Here is a 17,093-nt window from a genome sequence, read left to right on the forward strand (position 1 = left end):
GAAAATAATTAACTAGTTTTTTATCATTTTCACGATTTCCATACCCTGCAAACTCTTCTAATCATAGAATTTGTTTTTTAGATGCTAGGCGCATCTTTTACTGCTAATTTTTTCTTACTTAAATAAACAGCCCGATCCGATTTTTTTGCAACTTTCTGTGAATGCGTCACAACAATTACACATTTATTCTCTTGATGGGCGAGCTCCTGAAACAAATCAATAATATCATTTGCTGTTTCTTCATCAAGATTTCCTGTTGGTTCATCGGCAATCAGTAAATCTACATTGCAAGATAGTGCTCGAGCAATTGCTACACGTTGTTGTTGCCCGCCACTTAGTTGCAAGACATTTCGTTTCGCCTCTACTTCTGTAAGTCCTACCTTCTCTAATAATTCTAATGCTCTTGCTTTTTTATTCTGTACCTTCACACCTGTAATTTCCATGGCTGTTAGTACATTTTGAAGAGCAGTCATATAGGTAATTAAGTTATATGCTTGGAAAATCACGGATACATATTGATTACGGTATCGATCCAAACCAATTTTTCGAATGTCCTTGCCTTTATAAAGTACATGACCATTTTTAGGTATATCTAGCCCACAACCTAAGCTAAGCGTTGTGGTTTTACCAGATCCAGATGGCCCTAAAATCGTGTAAAAATGCCCTTTTTGAAAAGAAAAATTAACATTATCTAGTATCGTTACTTTTTTTCCGTTACTTTCATAATAATAATTTAAGTTTTTAAATTGTAAAATCGTCTCCATATTGTACCTCCTTATTCATCTTTTAAAAGAATTTGTTTTGGATTTAAACGTAGAATAGATAATGCAGGAAGAAGCGTTGCTAATATTGCAATAGCTAGTCCAATTCCCCCCATTTTTCCTAAATCCTCTCCTGTTACGCTTACATCAATTTTATCAATTGGATCTTCTTTTTCATTTGGCATCTTACCATTAGCTTCAATTATCATTGATACCCCATTTCTTGAATCATCTTTTTCTTCGCTTGCTGTAGCAATTTCATTAGAGAGTAAATTATCTCCTATTAACTGGGACACTTTAGATCCTGTTGTGACAGATAATCCAAACGCTAATACAGCAACACATACTACTTCTACTACTAACTGGGCCATTAGTTTCCATTTTTTCTCCCCGATGGACAATAAGATACCCATTTCCTTACGACGCCCTTTAATTGATAACATAATGATTAATCCTAAGATAATAGCACCCGCAATAGATACAATATAGATAATCATTTGTGAAGTAGAGGCGATGTTTTCAATTGGGCCAACCATTTGTTTATATACTTCGTCATGTGCATCTAACTTGAATACTTCAAAATCAAGACCTGATTTCTTTGCTTCTTCTTTAAATGCATCAATAAATAATGGGTCTTTTAAAGAATATACCGCTTGAAGTGAAGTAGCATCAGGACTACCTGCTTTTGCCTTCTCGTTCTTTCCCCCCGCGTTCTTTTGAGCGGCTTTATAGGTAGTATATATGTTGTTAGCTGGTTCTAACATAGCGTCACCCAAATTAGCTAAAATCCCTTCCAATTTTCGACTTGTTTCATAAATCCCAATAATCTCGTATTCCAGTGTAGTTTTGGAATCACTTCCTTTTACTTTAATTTTATCTCCGACTTTTAAGTTGTTTTCAGCGGCTAATCTTTTTTCAATAACAGCAACATCTTTATCGACTACATCCTTTGTAATTGGTTTGCCATCCACCATTTTACTTTCTCCACTTTTAAATGTGTCCAGTAAACTCATTTCTCTAACACCATATATACTTAGGGTCGGAATGTCTCCTTCTCCTGCCATCTTAGTAAATGAAGAATTGTTCTCTTTATTAGCTGGTTCAATATGTTTAAATCCATCGGGAGTACCATTACTTGTGAACAAGTAATTATAATTTTTAACATACTTTGATTTTGCTAATTTACCGGCTAATTGGTCAGTAAGAGGAGTAAATTTATCTCCCTGCCCACTCTCTAGTAGCTTCATTACATCAGGAGCTAGATCAACCTCTGCCCCCAATTTTTTTCTTGCAGCATCCGCTGCTTTTTGAGTTGCGTTTTGGACTGTGAAGCCTGCTAATACTAAATTGACAACAATTAAGAAAACTGCCATCAAAATAAATGTTGTTCCTTTTCGTTGTTTCATACTGAGAATTGCTCGTTTTATAAAATTCATTATTTCTGCCTCCTTGATACCTTGTATTCTATATAGGCTATCTAGAGTTTATATGAAGATATTCAGTAGTTTATCTAAAGATATCAGGGGTTTATCTGGAGTTTATTTGGAGTTATTCATTGACCTGGTCAACAAAAGTTGGAACACAAATTAGCATATGCAATCGATTTTGAATATTGGTAAGGAGTCAGTCCATTTAATGTGGAATGAGAACGAACGGAATGATAGTACATATAAATAAATTCAGCCACCAAATCTTTTCATGTTAAAACAGGGTAATTTTTAATTTTATAATCGATTTTTAGAAAATAATCAAAGACACATCTCAAGCGGAATAATATTTGAAAGTTACTGCCCATGTTTAACTAGAAAAACAAAAAGAACTTGTAGGAATTACTACAAGTTCTTTTTGCGAAATAACCGCAAGGGGGAAACAACATATTTCAACAGACACAAAAGGAAAACTACCTATATAATAGTTTGACTCCATTATATAACAAATATTAACAGCGCCTCCACTTATTCATAGCTCTTTGTAAATTCATATCTTGGTTCATCGCAATATCCTCCAATGTTTGTGTAAGATGTTCATCTTCATTCGCTGGCAATAAGGATATTCTCACATTCCTTAAAGTAGTTAAAATCATATCTTAATTCATGTTTGAGACTCCTAGATTTCTATCTATACCTTTTTTCTATTTTCCTATCTCTTTAGAATCTAGGAGTCTTTCATTCCCATCATCATCAATCTCTGTATATGATCCGTCTTCGTTTATACGTTTTCCCGATCTCCTTATCCTTCATACTCTTCTAATCATAGAATTTGTTTTTTAGACGCTAGGGGCGTCTTTTACTACTAATTTTTTCTTACTTAAATAAACTGCTCGATCCGATTTTTTTGCAACTTCTTGTGAATGCGTAACAACAATTACACATTTATTTTCTTGATGAGCGAGCTCCTGGAACAAATCAATAATGTCATTTGCTGTTTCTTCATCAAGGTTTCCTGTCGGCTCATCCGCAATCAGTAAATCAACATTACAAGATAGTGCTCGAGCAATTGCTACACGTTGTTGTTGTCCACCACTTAGTTGCAAGATATTTCGTTTCGCTTCTACTTCTGTAAGTCCTACCTTCTCTAATAATTCTAATGCTCTTACTTTTTTATTTTGTACCTTCACACCTGTAATTTCCATTGCCGTTAATACATTCTGAAGAGCAGTCATATAGGTAATCAAATTATAAGATTGGAAAATTACAGATACATTTTGATTACGGTATCGATCCAAACCAATTTTTCGAATATCCTTGCCATTATACAGTACATAACCATTTTTAGGTATATCCAGCCCACAACCTAAGCTAAGAGTTGTGGTTTTACCAGATCCAGATGGCCCTAAAATCGTGTAGAAATGCCCTTTTTGAAAAGAAAAATTAACATTATCTAGTATCTTTACTTTTTTTCCGTTACTTTCATAATAATAATCTAAGTTTTTAAATTGTAAAATTGTCTCCATATCGATCCTCCTTATTCATCTTTTAAAAGAATTTGTTTTGGATTTAAGCGTAGAATAGATAATGCCGGAAGAAGCGTTGCTAATATAGCAATAGCTAGTCCAATTCCCCCCATTTTCCCTACATCTTCTCCTGTTACACTTACATCAATTTTATCAATTGGCTCTTCTTTTTGGTCTTGTAGCGTACCACCAGGTCCAGACATCATTACAGTACCATTTTGTGGTGTATCTGTTTCTTCGCTTGCTGTAGCAATTTCACTCGAAAGTAAATTATCCCCTACGAATTGAGAAACTTTAGCTCCTGTTGTTAGAGATAATCCAAATGCTAAAATAGCGATACATACTACTTCTACTACGAACTGCGCCATCAGTTTCCATTTTTTCTCTCCAATGGACAATAAAATTCCCATTTCCTTACGACGTGCTTTAATCGATAACATAATAATTAATCCTAAGATAATTGCACCTGCAATAGATACCATATAGATAATCATTTGAGAAGTAGAAGCGATATTTTCGATAGGACCAATCATTTGTTTGTACAATGAATCATGTGCATCTAACTTAAAATAATCAAAATCAATATCAGATTTTTTTGCTTCTTTTTTAAATCCATCAATGTATTGTGGATCGTTTAAGAAGTACACGGCTTGAATACTATTACCCATACCGTCATCTGTTTCTAATTTTTTTAAAGTAGAGTAAGGCATATATAGCTTATTAGCTGGGTCCATCATAGGAGGGGCATGCTGACCCATTGGTTGCTCATTCGTTTCATAAATACCAATAATTTCAAATTCAAGAGTTTGCTTCTTATCCCCTGATTGAATTTTAATCTTATCTCCTACTTTTAAATTGTTTTGTTCCGCTAATCGTTTTTCCATTAAAGTTACATTCTGATCTTTCATCTTTTCTGTAATTGGTTTCCCATCAATGATTTTACTTTTTCCATTTTTAAAACTTTCTTGTAATACAGTTTTACGAACTCCTTCTATTATAAGAGAAGAATTCATATCTATTTCTGAGCCCGAACCTGATCCACCCGCTGCTGCCACCATTCCAACTCTACCTTTTCCTTCGTCTTCTCCTTCTGAAGCACCTACTAGTTTAAATCCATCCGAAATTCCAAAAGTATTAGTTATGTAGTTATAGTCTTTTACATACTTGGACTTCGCTAATTGATCTGCTTCTTTTGTGTTGAGCTTTGGTGGTTTAGGCATCTCTCCAGTTTCCCTAGCTTCTTGACCTAATTTATCAAAATCAAGACCTAAAGTGACATCTGCACCTAGTTTTTTTCTTGCTGTATCCGCAGCTTTTTTTGATGCATTTTGAATTGTGAATCCTGCCAACACTAAATTTGTAACAATCAGAAAGACCGCCATCAAAATTAATGATGTTCCTATTCTTTTTTTCATACTGAGAATTGCGCGTTTTATAAAATTCATTTTTCCTAACCTCCTTGATAGTTGTTATACTAAATACACTATCTGGAGTTTATATGTAGATATTGAGTAGATTACCTAAAGATATTAGGGCTTATCTGGAGTGCATATGTAGTGATTCGTTAATATAGTCATGAAAAACTGGAACACAAATTAAAATACGTAATCGATTTTGAACATTGGTAAGGAGTCAGTCCATTTAATGTGGAATGAGGGCAAACGGGATAATAATAATAGGTATAAAATATCAGTCACCAACCGATTAACTTGAGGAAGGAATACAAACACGGGATAACTCTCTTTATTTATGACCCATACAGTTCAGGATGGGATACTATAGCTGGAAAATTAGCCTCCTGCATGGAATAACAATGTGAGCATTCTTTTTGCTTCATCACATGTACCACCTCTGATATATCTAGTACCCACACAAAAAGCACATATTAAAACTAGTAAAATAGAAAAAACCACCGTAAGGTGGCTGTATTTTTAAGCGGCACGTGTTTGATCGGTTAATTTCACATTTTTTGTTAGTTTTTCACCATTTCGATAAACGGTTAATTTAATTGTATCCCCCAATTTTTTCTTTTCATATAAATATTTACGGAATTGAACGACATTCTCTATTTTTTGTTCATCCAATGCAATCACAACATCATATTGTTGCAATCCACCTTTTTCTGCTGGTGATTGACTTGAGATATTCCCCAACATGGCACCACTTGTTATCTCTTTTGGTAATTTTAATTGATTACGTGCAGAATCTGTTATTTTCTCCACATCCAATAACTGTACACCCATCATTGGGCGTTTAACTGTTCCTTCTTTTTCAAGAGACTCTAGGGTTGTTTTGGCTATATGAATTGGGATTGCAAATCCAATTCCTTCCACTGCTTGTTGTGCAATTTTACTCGAATTAATTCCAATGACTTCACCCTGTTCATTAAACAAAGCTCCTCCACTATTCCCAGGATTAATAGCTGCATCTGTTTGAATGACCTGTGCTTGCCAATCAACTTGTTGATTTCCAAGGGTACTAACAGGTATTTCTCGTTCCTTGCTACTAATAATCCCCTTTGTTACACTCCCTTCTAGCCCTAATGGATTCCCAATGGCTATCACAGTTTCCCCTGTACGAATTTTTTCTGAGTCTCCAAGTGTTGCGACTCTATTTACATCTGTACCGTCAATTTCTAATACAGCTAAATCTAATAAGGGATCTGTTCCTACTACTTTAGCGGTCACCTTTTTACCATTATTCAATTTCACTTCTATTTTATTCGCACCGTCTATCACATGATTATTTGTGACAATAAAAGCCTTATTACCTGTTTTTTTATATATGACCCCTGACCCTGAACCAGCTTCTTCTGATTGTGCTTGCGTATTAAATGGATCTGTATTTTTTTTATAGTTAATGACACCTACTACAACTTCTTTTGCAGATTCAATCATATTTTGAAGATTGCTCACATCTTCTGGTTTGTGAGAGGTAGGAGTAGCCTGGTTTACTTCATTATGTTTAGGAGATTGCCCTGCACTTCCTTTACTTTCATTTATATAAGGGGAGGTCAATCCAATGGTAATTGCACCAATCATTGCACCAATTATTCCGGTAAAAAAATAACCTGTTTTTTTATAGGCTTTATTCCCATTGTTTTCTGTTTGATTTGTATCAAAATGTTCCATTGTAAGCATTCCTTTCACCTTTTATTTTACTTGAGTATTTTCATTTTTATATTTAAATTCCAATGTATGGATATGATATTTAAGAGTCACCATTTCCCAAAAATAAAATGTTAACTTTAGGTATAGTTTAGACATAAATCAACTATTTTTTTGTAGAGGTAACTGTATATTTTGGTTTTTCTGTAAATATTAACATGAAGATATTCAAACTTACTTCGATCTGTTCTCTAAAAAAAGAGCCTATTCGGCTCTCATCAAATCAATTATTCAATGTACATAGCATGTTATACGGGTATTGGCACAAAGCAGCAAGAAGGAATCATAACCTCAATTAGGTTCTTTACTCTTTTATTATAAACTTAGAGCCGAACGTTCTCGTGAGAATGGATGGTAATAGGTTTGTGTGTAAATAAGAAGGAAGGGATAAAATTTGATAGATTGTGTAAATCGTCAACATCATGTATCATTCCTTTCTATTTGATACATGTAGCATACAAATCTAATCTGTATTCTATATGTAGTTAATCTAGAGTTATAGTAAAGATTTTCAGTACCTCGTTATTGAATGCAAAAAAAAAAGAATCAATTTGATCCTCTCTATTTTTGTTCACTAGACCTATATAGTTTTCTTTTATTTACACTTGTGTATTTATTAAAGCACGGCGCTAATTTTAATTTTTGTTTTTTCTCTTTTATGCGACTATTATTCGAATGAGGGGCCATCCACAGTTGTACATCTAATAAAGAAAGAATGATGTTTGATTCCAGTGACATCTTGATTACCTCCCTCTGTCTTGTTATGTATATAACCTATCTCATGCATCTGGAGCTGATTTGAAATACATGTAGTTTTCTTGTGAAGTTTTTATAGTGTTTCTAATACATCTCCACATCAACTCCAGATTGGAAGGTTATAATGACTACAAGAGGTGATATTATGAAGAACTATCACATTCTGGTGGTAGAAGATGATCAAGAAATACAAGAATTAATCAAACAATTTTTAATGACACAACAGTATAAAGTTATAGTTGCATCAGATGGGTTAGAGGGCATGAAACAATTTAATAAGCAATCCTTCGATTTAATTCTTCTAGATGTGATGATGCCAAACCTGAATGGATTTGAAGTTGCCAAAATGATTCGAAGTCAGTCAAAAATACCAATTATTATGCTAACTGCGCTAGAAGAAGAACAAGATCAAATGAAAGGATTCGATCTTGGAATCGATGATTATATTACGAAACCTTTTTCTTTTCATGTTTTGATGAGACGAGTCGAAGCAGTACTGAGAAGAAGCAATAATCAAAGTACGGATAATCATTTCATATTTAGAGAACTACATGTCGATGGCGATGCATATAAAGTATATGTAAATAGGGTTGAAGTTCCCTTAACGACAAAAGAATTTGAAATTTTGCAACTACTACTTCAGAATGAAAAAAAGGTACTCACAAGAGAAAATATTGTAGAAAAAATTTGGGGATATGAGTATGCCGGAGACACAAGAATGATTGATACGCATATGAAAAACATACGAAAAAAATTAGATATACCCTATATTAAAACAGTAAAGGGCATTGGTTATAAAATCGATGAATAAGATTGTAAAAATCATGAAGATGAAGAGAATTACCTATAAACTCTTTATGACTACATCCCTCATTTTGTTAGCCTTTGCAACCTTAATTTATGTAACTTTATACTTCTTTCTCCCTAAATTTTATGAGAAATACAAAACAGATCAGCTTCAAACGGGAATCCAAGAAATAATTGATAAATCTAAAGATCTTACGCTTCAAAATGCAACACCACTTGTTGATGAATACGCACAAAAAAATAATGCAGTGATATATCTTCAAGATAATGAGGGAAGAATTATTTATTATCCTTTTCTTCAAAGTACTTTTCAAGGGAGTACTATTCAAGAGGGCGCTATTCAAGAGGGTACTGTTCGGGGGAGTCCTGTTCAGGGGGGGACTCCGGCAAAAGGTTTTGTTACAACAGTACCAATAAAGGGTTTGGCTCAATCTCGCAATTCATATGAGGCTACCAAGCCAATACAATTCCAAGATGTTAACTTAACGCTTGTGGTGTTCGCAACATTTCAGCCAATCGATGAAGCTTCACAGGTCTTGGTACGTTTTCTACCCTATATTAGTATCATTGTACTGGTTATTGGTTTAGGAAGTGCTTATCTCTATTCAAGGTTTATTACTAAACCACTTATTTATATTAATAAAGGTGCACAAAAGATGGCAAACTTGGATTTCTCCGAAAAAATTGAGGTTCGTTCTATGGATGAATTAGGAGAATTGTCCAATAGCTTGAATGATATGTCCATAAATTTACAACAAGCAATTTTTGATTTACAAAAAGCGAATCAGCAATTAAAAAGTGATATTGAAAAAGAAAGAGAACTAGAAACAAAGCGAAGGGAATTCTTTGCTATTGTAGCACATGAATTAAAAACCCCTCTTACTGTTATGAAGGGATATCTAGAAGGGATGATATATAATATCGGCCCTTATCAAAATCGTGACCAGTATTTAAAGAAAAATTATCAAATAATTGAAAGTCTGGAACAACTGGTTCGCGAAATTTTAAGCATGTCAAAATTAGAACAACATACCTTTAAACTTCAAGTGGAAGAAGTAAATCTTTCGAAATCAATAGATGCAATCACAAAAAGCCTCGAATTTTTTGCTTCTCAAAAAGGCATTCAAATAATAAAAGAAGTCAATTCTGATATTTTTGTTTATACGGATTATGTTCTTTTAGAAAAAGCTTGTAAAAACATCATTCATAATGCGATTATGTATTCACCGTATAACGAAAAAGTCTATATAAAGTTAACAAAGGATTCTAAACAAAACAACATCCAAATGCGAGTTATCAATACAGGTGTCAAAATAAAAGAAGAAGATATACAACATATTTTCAAACCATTTTATCGAATCGAAAAGTCAAGAAATCGAAATACAGGAGGGAGTGGATTAGGGTTATATATTGTAAAACAAATTTTTGAATCCCTTTTTATCACGTATTCTATAAATAATACCAAACAAGGCGTAGAATTTTTAGTTACCATTCCATTATCCAGCAAATAAACAACAAAAGAGTCTCAATCTCATTTCATCCTATAAAAATGAGATTGAGATTTTTCATATTATGTTGGGTATGGCAACCCAAACATAATATGGGGTACAGAGATATTAAAGTTGTTTAAATTACATTAAAAAACAATATGAATCCTACAAGCCTAGTCATATCAGTGAAAAAGTAACTAAATTTGTAGACGGGATAGAAATATTTTTTGTTACACAAACTGGCCGACTGTACTTTTTTCACTACAAACTCATAACTTAACAGCTGGGTAGAAAGTGATGAATATACTGGACCAGATATGACTGATTTCGGATTTCACATTTTTTGTTAGTATTTCCTTTCATCATATCTACAACAGATTTATATGCTTAGTGACAAGGTCAATCAAACTATTTAAGCAGATAATCCATTCTACTCATTCGCCATATTATGCATAATAATCTATAAAATACGTATCTATAAATTAAAGATTTAAAAAAGAAAAAATCTGAAGATCCTTCTGACGTAAGGAGTTTCAGATTTTTTTATTTTAGTAATACCCTTTGCAACAAGTTGCCATTAGGATAGTGTATCAGCAACTTGTAGCTATTACTATGAATGCTAGATTCCTCAAAATTATTCCATATTTTTTCATTTTTTTATATTATTCTATGCTTTGTTATAAATTATAATTCCATATTTATGGACAAAAGTTTAAATTTATGGAATTTTGTACAAGCTATTTATACGTCATTCTTAATTAGGAGGGATTCTTTATGTTTGGTCTAGGAAAAAAAAGAACTCCATTTGGTGAGTATTTAGATCACAGAGGAATCAAACAACAATGGCTTGTACAAAGAACTGGATTAAGTAAATCTCTAATAAGTGATTTAGCAAATAAAAAGGATCGTATTCCCACTTTAACATCTGCAACTAAAATCATTAGAATACTAAAAAAATTTGATAAGCATATTGATTATCAAGATTTTTGGAATATTGATATTTAATACCTCTAAAATGGACTGCACATCTAATTGTCTCTAATCCAATTGTGTAGATTACTAAAAATATAGATTTTTCCCTTTATAACTAATGATTATTTAACACTTATAATACAAAAATTCCTTTTATTAAAAAGGATATAAATTTCTATTTAGATCTGTTCATATCCCCACTCAAAATAATTAATGATTACACCCCACTTCATTTTTGACAAATCAATTCTTTAAAGACATTTTTTATTAGAAAATCTAAATTTCATTGTTTTTTTATCCAGAAGCCTAAATATACATTTGATATTATTCTAAGTTTATAGCGCACTATTCGAACATTTTGTGAAAATCAGCAAAAAACATTACAAACTACTAGTAGTAGGTATTAATTTCCTAGTGTTTGTTCCAAACACTGTGTTAAACTGAGAGGGTTTAACAGATCTACTCTAATAACATTAATGAAATGGGGTATTTACTTGAACTTTCCACAATTAAAAATCGGTCATATGATGCCAAAGGTCCCAATTATGCAGGGAGGAATGGGCGTAGGCATTTCATTAAGTAACCTTGCATCTGCAGTTGCAAATGCTGGAGGAATTGGGATTATATCAGGAACTGGTATTTCCATAGATGAAATGAGAATGCATATTAGGAAGGCGAAAGAAAAGATCCGGAATACTGGTTATATTGGAGTAAATGTCCTTTTTGCAATGAATGATTTTGCTGAAAAAATGAAAGCAGCTATTGAGGAAAAAATTGATTTCATCATATCTGGTGCTGGCATTTCACGAGATATGTATACTTGGGGAAAAAATGCCGACATACCAGTTATTTCAATAGTATCCTCAGCCAAACTCGCTAGATTATCTGAACGCTTGGGTGCGGCCGCTGTTGTAGTAGAGGGTCATGAAGCAGGAGGACATCTGGGTACCGATCGACCTTTATTCGATATATTACCGGAAGTAGTCGCAGCAGTCAAAATCCCCGTAATTGCTGCTGGAGGAATTATGACTGGAAAAGATATTGCTCATGCCTTAAAAATGGGTGCATCTGGTGTGCAAATGGGTACAAGATTCGTTGCAAGTAATGAGTGTGACGCACCACTATCCTTTAAGGAAAAATATATAAATGCTCGATTAGAAGATACTATATTAGTCAAAACAACTGTCGGTCTCCAAGGTCGTGCGGTTAAAAATAACTTTACTAAATTAATAGCTGATAATAATAAAAAGATAAAAATAAAAAAGTGTATAAATTGCTTAAAAAACTGTTCTTATCGTTTTTGCACGCTAGATTCTTTGATAACCTCTATGGATGGTGATTGTGAAAATGGTCTTGTTTTCGCAGGTGCACGAGTAAATGAAGTCAAAGAGATTTTGCCCGTCCAAACAATTATTAATAATCTTATGATGGAATATAGAGCATGTATTTAAGGTAAAATCCATGTAAGCTCTTTAAAAAATATTTAATGTTATACATTCTTATTTTCCTGACGATACATCAACTAATAATTATACTCCGGACATTATTGGTCATAAAAAAGAACACCTACAAATGCTGTAGGTGTTCTTTTTTATTTATAATTGGATAATTTCTCTTATTTCTTCTATAGGTAACTTCGTAAATTTCGCAATATCCTCTACAGACATTCCGTTTTTATACATACCACACACCAATTGTATACGTTCGGCTTTTTTGCCTTCTTCAATACCCTTTTCAATACCTTTTTTGATTCCTTGCTCCTCTGCGTGAGCAAACTTTGCAGCTTCATCCATTAGGGTTTTTTCCCTCGCTTCATAGGCTTGTCGGAAAGTCGAATCTTGACTCATTCGCTCCCACTTATTCATTGCTTTTTGTAAAATCGGATCTTGATTCATCGCAATGTCCTCCAATGTTTGAGTTAAGTGTTCATCTTCATTTGCCGGAAGTAATAACAGCCAACGAACAAATGAATCTTCCCACGGATTAACTTTCTCTTCCCGCCATTGTTCCATTAATTTAGGAAGCTCTATAACATGAATCTCTATATCATCACTAAACTGCTTTTGCTGTTGTACATTCCATAGCTTTCCCGTAGTATGAAATTCCTCATATTCGGGAAAAAGTACGAAGTTTAACAAATTAATAGTAATTGTTTTACTAAGAGAGCTGTACGGCATCCCTTTTTGTAACTGTGAAGTATATAATTTACCCCAGTAATATAAACTTCGTTTAATCATGTCGTGATTATTATTCAGCTGAATTTCTACGTTTACTTTAGTACCTGTGTCTAACGTGGCTGAGACATCTAAAATTGATAATTTATCATCCTCGTGTTCTCGATGTAAATGTGGATCCTCTAATTGTAGTGACATAATAGGTGATTCTAATGAATTCTTTAGCATGGCATTTAAAAATGTGATAAGAATATCCTCACTACCACTTGTTCCAAATAATTGCTTAAAAGCAAAATCAATTCGTAAATTTACTAATGACTTGGTCATGACTTCCTCTTCCTGTCTAAGAAACTCTCTTTTCTTTATTGTACATAAAAATTAGGTAATCATGCAAATAAGAACATTTACAAAAGATAACGCTATCATTTTTTTCAAAAATATATGTTCACTAGAAGATACAGGTACAATTAATATTTAATTTGGTAAATTATAACATATGTTATCTTTAAATAATACCCATTTTAAAAAATAATGGATTATCTGTGACATAATTGTTAAATTTAGGGATACAAAAAGGCTTTCTATATAAAAAATAGAAAGGTGATGGTGTACGGATAAAATATAAGGGGGATTTATATTATGTTTTCAAAAAAACAAAAATTAGTAACAGTGGTTACCACTCTGACGCTAGGATGTGGATTAGCTTTCGGATTAACTCCTACTTCAGCAGATTCTATAAGTAATCCTACTCCTATTAAGGAAGAACAAGTAAGAATACAGATACCTTTCACTGGATATGTTATTTCAGCAGATGATAATTATTTGGTTGTAGCTGACACTAATACAAAAGAGGAGGCACTTTCTTATCAAAATAATTGGTGGGAATTAGCTTCTCAGAATAAAATTTTACGTGTTCCTATTACTAGCAAAGATAACTATAGCGTAGGTGAAAAACTAAATATATTTTCCGTAGGATGGACTCACTCTATTCCACCAATCGCTGTTATGCCTGTTATCGAAAAAATAATTGAATAAATTATATATTTTTTACAAAAGAAGATAGCCATTACAAATGGCTATCTTCTTTTAAACTCGTTTATTCTAAATTGGACTAAAGAATTTTTGTTTGTAACTATCTTTATAAATTTATGCTATAACAACGCTTGTGCACTTTTATATTTACTGAACTATGGCTTGTTCTTCCTTCTTCATAGCTCTAATGGATTGAGCTACTTTAACCATCATAGAACATTCTATCCTCTTGCGGAAGATTTTACAGCTGAACTCATGTGTTCCCTTAAGGGAACCCGTTGCATGTATTGTATTAGCTGGGCAACCGCCGCTACAGTAAAGCTGTGCCCAACATTCCTGACATTCCGGTTTTGAATAGCAATTATTCTCCTTAAATTGAGACTGTATCTCTGTTTTTGTAATGCCATCCCAGATATTCCCCATACTATATTCTTCTTCCCCAACAAACTGATGACAAGGAAATATCTCCCCCCATGGGGTAATAGCAAGGTATTCAGTTCCAGAACCGCAACCAGAAATTCTCTTTTGAACACATGGGCCTTCTGAAAGGTCAAGCATGTAATGATAGAAAGTAAAACTGTTGCCTTTTTCTTCACGGTTTAGCATTTCCTTCGAGAGAATTTCATATTGATTGTAAATTTCCAAAAGATTTTCTTCACCGAGTGCATATGGTTCTCGTGGATTACAGATAACTGGTTCCATTGAGATCTTATTAAAACCTAGATCAGCGATGTGATAAATATCATTGGTAAAATCAACATTATTATGAGTATAGGTTCCACGTACATAGTATTCTTTATCTCCACGCTTTTCAACAAATTCCTGAAACTTTGGAACGATATAATTGTAGCTACCCTTCCCATTGACAGTTTTACGTAGATAATCATGAACTTTTTTTCTTCCATCAAGGCTTAATACAACATTGTGCATTTCCTGATTCAAGAAGTCAGTAATTTCATCATTAAGCAGCATACCATTTGTAGTAAAGGTAAAACGAAAAGTTTTTTTGTACTCTTTTTCTTTATTTCTTGCATAGACGACAATCTGTTTGACAGTCTTCCACGCCATGAGTGGCTCCCCACCAAAAAAATCAACATCGAGATTTCGATGATTACCTGAGTTTTCTAATAGAAAATCGATGGCTCTTTTTCCAACTTCATAACTCATGATGGCCCTATTTCCATTGTATTTTCCTTGGCTAGCAAAGCAGTATTCACACGACAGATTACATGTATGCGCGACATTAAGGCAAAGAGCCTTCACATAAGTGGGACGATTTATCAAATCAATTGAAAGATCCTTATAATCATCATCGGTAAAAAGCTTCCCATCTCTTTTTAGTTCTTCAATATCCGCAATTGTTTCTCGAATTTCCTTCTCGGAAACGTGGAAATCATATTTATACTTTTCTTGTATCGTTGACAGGATTTCTTCCATAGGAGTATTCTCATATAGCATAATTATTTCATAAGCAAGATCGTCAACAACATGTACCGACCCGCTATAAGTATCTAATACGATATTGTATCCATTTAATTTATATTGATGAATCATACTGGATAATCAAACTCCTTTTTCATAAAGATTGCCGCCCAATAAAATATAACTGCGTACAATACTACTTGTTTCCTATCTATTTATTGTATTTTCACACTTTTGATTTGCAACTCCACATGAGGTTTTACAAGCGGACTGACAAGATGTCTGACATGCACCACATCCACCATGTTTTATAGTATCTTGCAGTTTACAAGTGCTCAGTGTTATAATTCTTTTCATTACCTATGACCTCCTTTTGAAATAATTTTGAAGAACTAAGGCATACCATTGTGAAGATGTTCACAATGGTATGCCTTAGTTCTTCAATTTTGGTGTATTAATTCTATTCATGCTTTTAACAACACTTCGATTAACCACTAAATATTACCAATAACTTTATGTATTAACAAACTACTTTTACTGTCTTTTCTTTTAACCATAATTTAAAATATCACGAGAATATCAAATATTATCTCTTTAAAAGTTATATACCATAAAAGCTACATATAGACTAATGTTTGTTGTACTTATTTATATATTCATAAGTACGGTACGTGAAATTACAACATTTATCCTATAAAAAAATATGGACGTTTATAGCTTTCTGCTACAACTATAAAAAGTCAACCCCAATGGAATTGACCTTTTATAGACTGTGGCAACAGAAGGATGTCATAAAACTAGGATTTGATATTGTAGCGTTTCACTTGTGAAAAGTATAACATGATTAAACAAAAATAGATGTGTCGATCCTTGGAACATTAGTTATAACTTAATTTTTTGATTATGTATAGATATATATAATATTTAATGGGCCTATAGAATTCATCATACATCACTATCAATAATTAATGCTTTTTTAATAATAAAAAAGATGTCCAAAAAAATTCTATTTTTTTAGACATCCTTTTAATCTATTTTATTAATAATCCCGTAGGAGTAACTTGATATGTTTTTTTCTTACCCACAAATTCCTGTTTACTATTCTCAAGATTTGTAAGTGTGGCACGTGTCTTTTCCTTTTGTGCTTCTCCCTCTATATGAGTAAACTCAATATAATCTCCTACTTTGACGGGAACGGTTTAGCCTTCAACAGCTTGTTGTCTATTTCCTACAATTTCTTTATTGTACAAAATATTGCCCGATGAGTTCTGGACTTTAATGCTTGCATACGTACTAGTAAAATAGGAATGGGGTATACCCGCTTCTAATTTAATCTGCATTTTTTCTGTTGCTTTGTTATACTCTACTTTTGCGATTTCTCGATCATTATATCCTTTTAAAGACCACGCAAATTGATTTCCATCTAAAACTGTTGTTTCTGGCATTTTCTCTACTTTCTTCAGGCCTTCTTTTGTAACTTCGTACATGGCTTTTTTTCCAAAACTCTCTTGTTTACTATTATCTACATTTGTGAGAGTAGCTCTATGCACACCTTCTTG

General features: G+C 33.0%; 14 protein-coding genes and 2 pseudogenes. 5 read left to right on the forward strand and 11 right to left on the reverse strand.

Annotated elements, in window-relative coordinates:
* Positions 1 to 77: 77 nt before the first annotated feature.
* From QO049_RS25190 to QO049_RS25220, 7 genes and pseudogenes are all read right to left on the reverse strand, one after another.
* Positions 78 to 764, reverse strand: coding sequence for an ABC transporter ATP-binding protein (locus QO049_RS25190; protein ID WP_214632158.1), 687 nt, complete (start codon positions 762 to 764; stop codon positions 78 to 80).
* Positions 765 to 775: 11 nt separating this feature from the next.
* Positions 776 to 2,197 (reverse strand): ABC transporter permease, encoded by a 1,422-nt coding sequence (locus QO049_RS25195; protein ID WP_214632157.1) that lies wholly within the window; start codon positions 2,195 to 2,197, stop codon positions 776 to 778.
* Positions 2,198 to 2,706: 509 nt separating this feature from the next.
* Positions 2,707 to 2,808 (reverse strand): annotated as a pseudogene (locus QO049_RS25200) (Rpn family recombination-promoting nuclease/putative transposase); the annotation flags it as partial.
* A gap of 219 nt (positions 2,809 to 3,027) precedes the next feature.
* Positions 3,028 to 3,714 carry an ABC transporter ATP-binding protein gene (locus tag QO049_RS25205; RefSeq protein ID WP_065705978.1) on the reverse strand — a complete coding sequence of 229 codons (687 nt, stop codon included), beginning with the start codon at positions 3,712 to 3,714 and terminating at the stop codon, positions 3,028 to 3,030.
* An 11-nt stretch (positions 3,715 to 3,725) separates the two neighbouring features.
* Positions 3,726 to 5,159: an ABC transporter permease gene (locus tag QO049_RS25210; RefSeq protein ID WP_284489585.1), complete on the reverse strand. Its 1,434-nt coding sequence runs from the start codon at positions 5,157 to 5,159 to the stop codon at positions 3,726 to 3,728.
* A gap of 486 nt (positions 5,160 to 5,645) precedes the next feature.
* A complete protein-coding gene (locus QO049_RS25215) occupies positions 5,646 to 6,854 on the reverse strand; it encodes a S1C family serine protease (protein WP_284489586.1) in 1,209 nt (402 codons plus the stop codon).
* A 588-nt stretch (positions 6,855 to 7,442) separates the two neighbouring features.
* The gene (locus QO049_RS25220; protein WP_213747452.1) at positions 7,443 to 7,619 is read right to left on the reverse strand and encodes a hypothetical protein; all 177 of its coding nucleotides are present in this window, start codon (positions 7,617 to 7,619) and stop codon (positions 7,443 to 7,445) included.
* A 163-nt stretch (positions 7,620 to 7,782) separates the two neighbouring features.
* Here QO049_RS25220 and QO049_RS25225 point away from each other — a divergent pair, with 163 nt between their 5' ends.
* From QO049_RS25225 to QO049_RS25240, 4 genes are all read left to right on the forward strand, one after another.
* The gene (locus QO049_RS25225; protein ID WP_065705984.1) at positions 7,783 to 8,448 is read left to right on the forward strand and encodes a response regulator transcription factor; all 666 of its coding nucleotides are present in this window, start codon (positions 7,783 to 7,785) and stop codon (positions 8,446 to 8,448) included.
* A gap of 13 nt (positions 8,449 to 8,461) precedes the next feature.
* A complete protein-coding gene (locus QO049_RS25230; protein WP_065706031.1) occupies positions 8,462 to 9,955 on the forward strand; it encodes a sensor histidine kinase in 1,494 nt (497 codons plus the stop codon).
* 753 nt (positions 9,956 to 10,708) lie between these two features.
* Positions 10,709 to 10,939, forward strand: a complete 231-nt coding sequence (locus QO049_RS25235; protein ID WP_000467334.1) for a helix-turn-helix domain-containing protein — start codon at positions 10,709 to 10,711, stop codon at positions 10,937 to 10,939.
* 443 nt (positions 10,940 to 11,382) lie between these two features.
* Positions 11,383 to 12,357, forward strand: a complete 975-nt coding sequence (locus QO049_RS25240) for an NAD(P)H-dependent flavin oxidoreductase (protein ID WP_284489587.1) — start codon at positions 11,383 to 11,385, stop codon at positions 12,355 to 12,357.
* A gap of 144 nt (positions 12,358 to 12,501) precedes the next feature.
* Here QO049_RS25240 and QO049_RS25245 read toward each other — a convergent pair whose 3' ends face one another.
* On the reverse strand, positions 12,502 to 13,407 hold the full coding sequence (locus tag QO049_RS25245) for an Rpn family recombination-promoting nuclease/putative transposase (RefSeq protein ID WP_000167466.1): 906 nt from the start codon (positions 13,405 to 13,407) through the stop codon (positions 12,502 to 12,504).
* Positions 13,408 to 13,719: 312 nt separating this feature from the next.
* Here QO049_RS25245 and QO049_RS25250 point away from each other — a divergent pair, with 312 nt between their 5' ends.
* On the forward strand, positions 13,720 to 14,115 hold the full coding sequence (locus QO049_RS25250; protein WP_000491772.1) for a DUF3221 domain-containing protein: 396 nt from the start codon (positions 13,720 to 13,722) through the stop codon (positions 14,113 to 14,115).
* 144 nt (positions 14,116 to 14,259) lie between these two features.
* On the opposite strand, the gene scfB is transcribed toward QO049_RS25250, so the two are convergent.
* The 3 genes and pseudogenes from scfB to QO049_RS25265 all read right to left on the reverse strand — a co-directional run.
* Complete coding sequence (gene scfB, locus QO049_RS25255; protein ID WP_284489588.1) at positions 14,260 to 15,666, reverse strand: thioether cross-link-forming SCIFF peptide maturase; 1,407 nt, start codon at positions 15,664 to 15,666, stop codon at positions 14,260 to 14,262.
* Positions 15,667 to 15,741: 75 nt separating this feature from the next.
* The gene (gene scfA, locus QO049_RS25260) at positions 15,742 to 15,891 is read right to left on the reverse strand and encodes a six-cysteine ranthipeptide SCIFF (RefSeq protein ID WP_000821352.1); all 150 of its coding nucleotides are present in this window, start codon (positions 15,889 to 15,891) and stop codon (positions 15,742 to 15,744) included.
* 674 nt (positions 15,892 to 16,565) lie between these two features.
* Positions 16,566 to 17,093 (reverse strand): annotated as a pseudogene (locus QO049_RS25265) (putative mucin/carbohydrate-binding domain-containing protein); the annotation flags it as partial.

This window comes from Bacillus sp. RB3 (assembly GCF_030164735.1).
Taxonomy (GTDB): Bacteria; Bacillota; Bacilli; order Bacillales; family Bacillaceae_G; genus Bacillus_A; species Bacillus_A cereus.

Excerpts from the sequence above, each read along its gene's own strand:
- QO049_RS25210 (WP_284489585.1), bottom strand. The coding sequence starts at position 5,159 with ATGAATTTTATAAAACGCGCAATTCTCAGTATGAAAAAAAGAATAGGA.
- QO049_RS25240 (WP_284489587.1), top strand. The coding sequence starts at position 11,383 with ATGAAATGGGGTATTTACTTGAACTTTCCACAATTAAAAATCGGTCAT.
- QO049_RS25195 (WP_214632157.1), bottom strand. The coding sequence starts at position 2,197 with ATGAATTTTATAAAACGAGCAATTCTCAGTATGAAACAACGAAAAGGA.
- QO049_RS25205 (WP_065705978.1), bottom strand. The coding sequence starts at position 3,714 with ATGGAGACAATTTTACAATTTAAAAACTTAGATTATTATTATGAAAGT.
- QO049_RS25250 (WP_000491772.1), top strand. The coding sequence starts at position 13,720 with ATGTTTTCAAAAAAACAAAAATTAGTAACAGTGGTTACCACTCTGACG.
- QO049_RS25220 (WP_213747452.1), bottom strand. The coding sequence starts at position 7,619 with ATGTCACTGGAATCAAACATCATTCTTTCTTTATTAGATGTACAACTG.
- scfA (WP_000821352.1), bottom strand. The coding sequence starts at position 15,891 with ATGAAAAGAATTATAACACTGAGCACTTGTAAACTGCAAGATACTATA.
- QO049_RS25215 (WP_284489586.1), bottom strand. The coding sequence starts at position 6,854 with ATGCTTACAATGGAACATTTTGATACAAATCAAACAGAAAACAATGGG.
- scfB (WP_284489588.1), bottom strand. The coding sequence starts at position 15,666 with ATGATTCATCAATATAAATTAAATGGATACAATATCGTATTAGATACT.
- QO049_RS25225 (WP_065705984.1), top strand. The coding sequence starts at position 7,783 with ATGAAGAACTATCACATTCTGGTGGTAGAAGATGATCAAGAAATACAA.
- QO049_RS25230 (WP_065706031.1), top strand. The coding sequence starts at position 8,462 with ATGAAGATGAAGAGAATTACCTATAAACTCTTTATGACTACATCCCTC.
- QO049_RS25190 (WP_214632158.1), bottom strand. The coding sequence starts at position 764 with ATGGAGACGATTTTACAATTTAAAAACTTAAATTATTATTATGAAAGT.
- QO049_RS25235 (WP_000467334.1), top strand. The coding sequence starts at position 10,709 with ATGTTTGGTCTAGGAAAAAAAAGAACTCCATTTGGTGAGTATTTAGAT.
- QO049_RS25245 (WP_000167466.1), bottom strand. The coding sequence starts at position 13,407 with ATGACCAAGTCATTAGTAAATTTACGAATTGATTTTGCTTTTAAGCAA.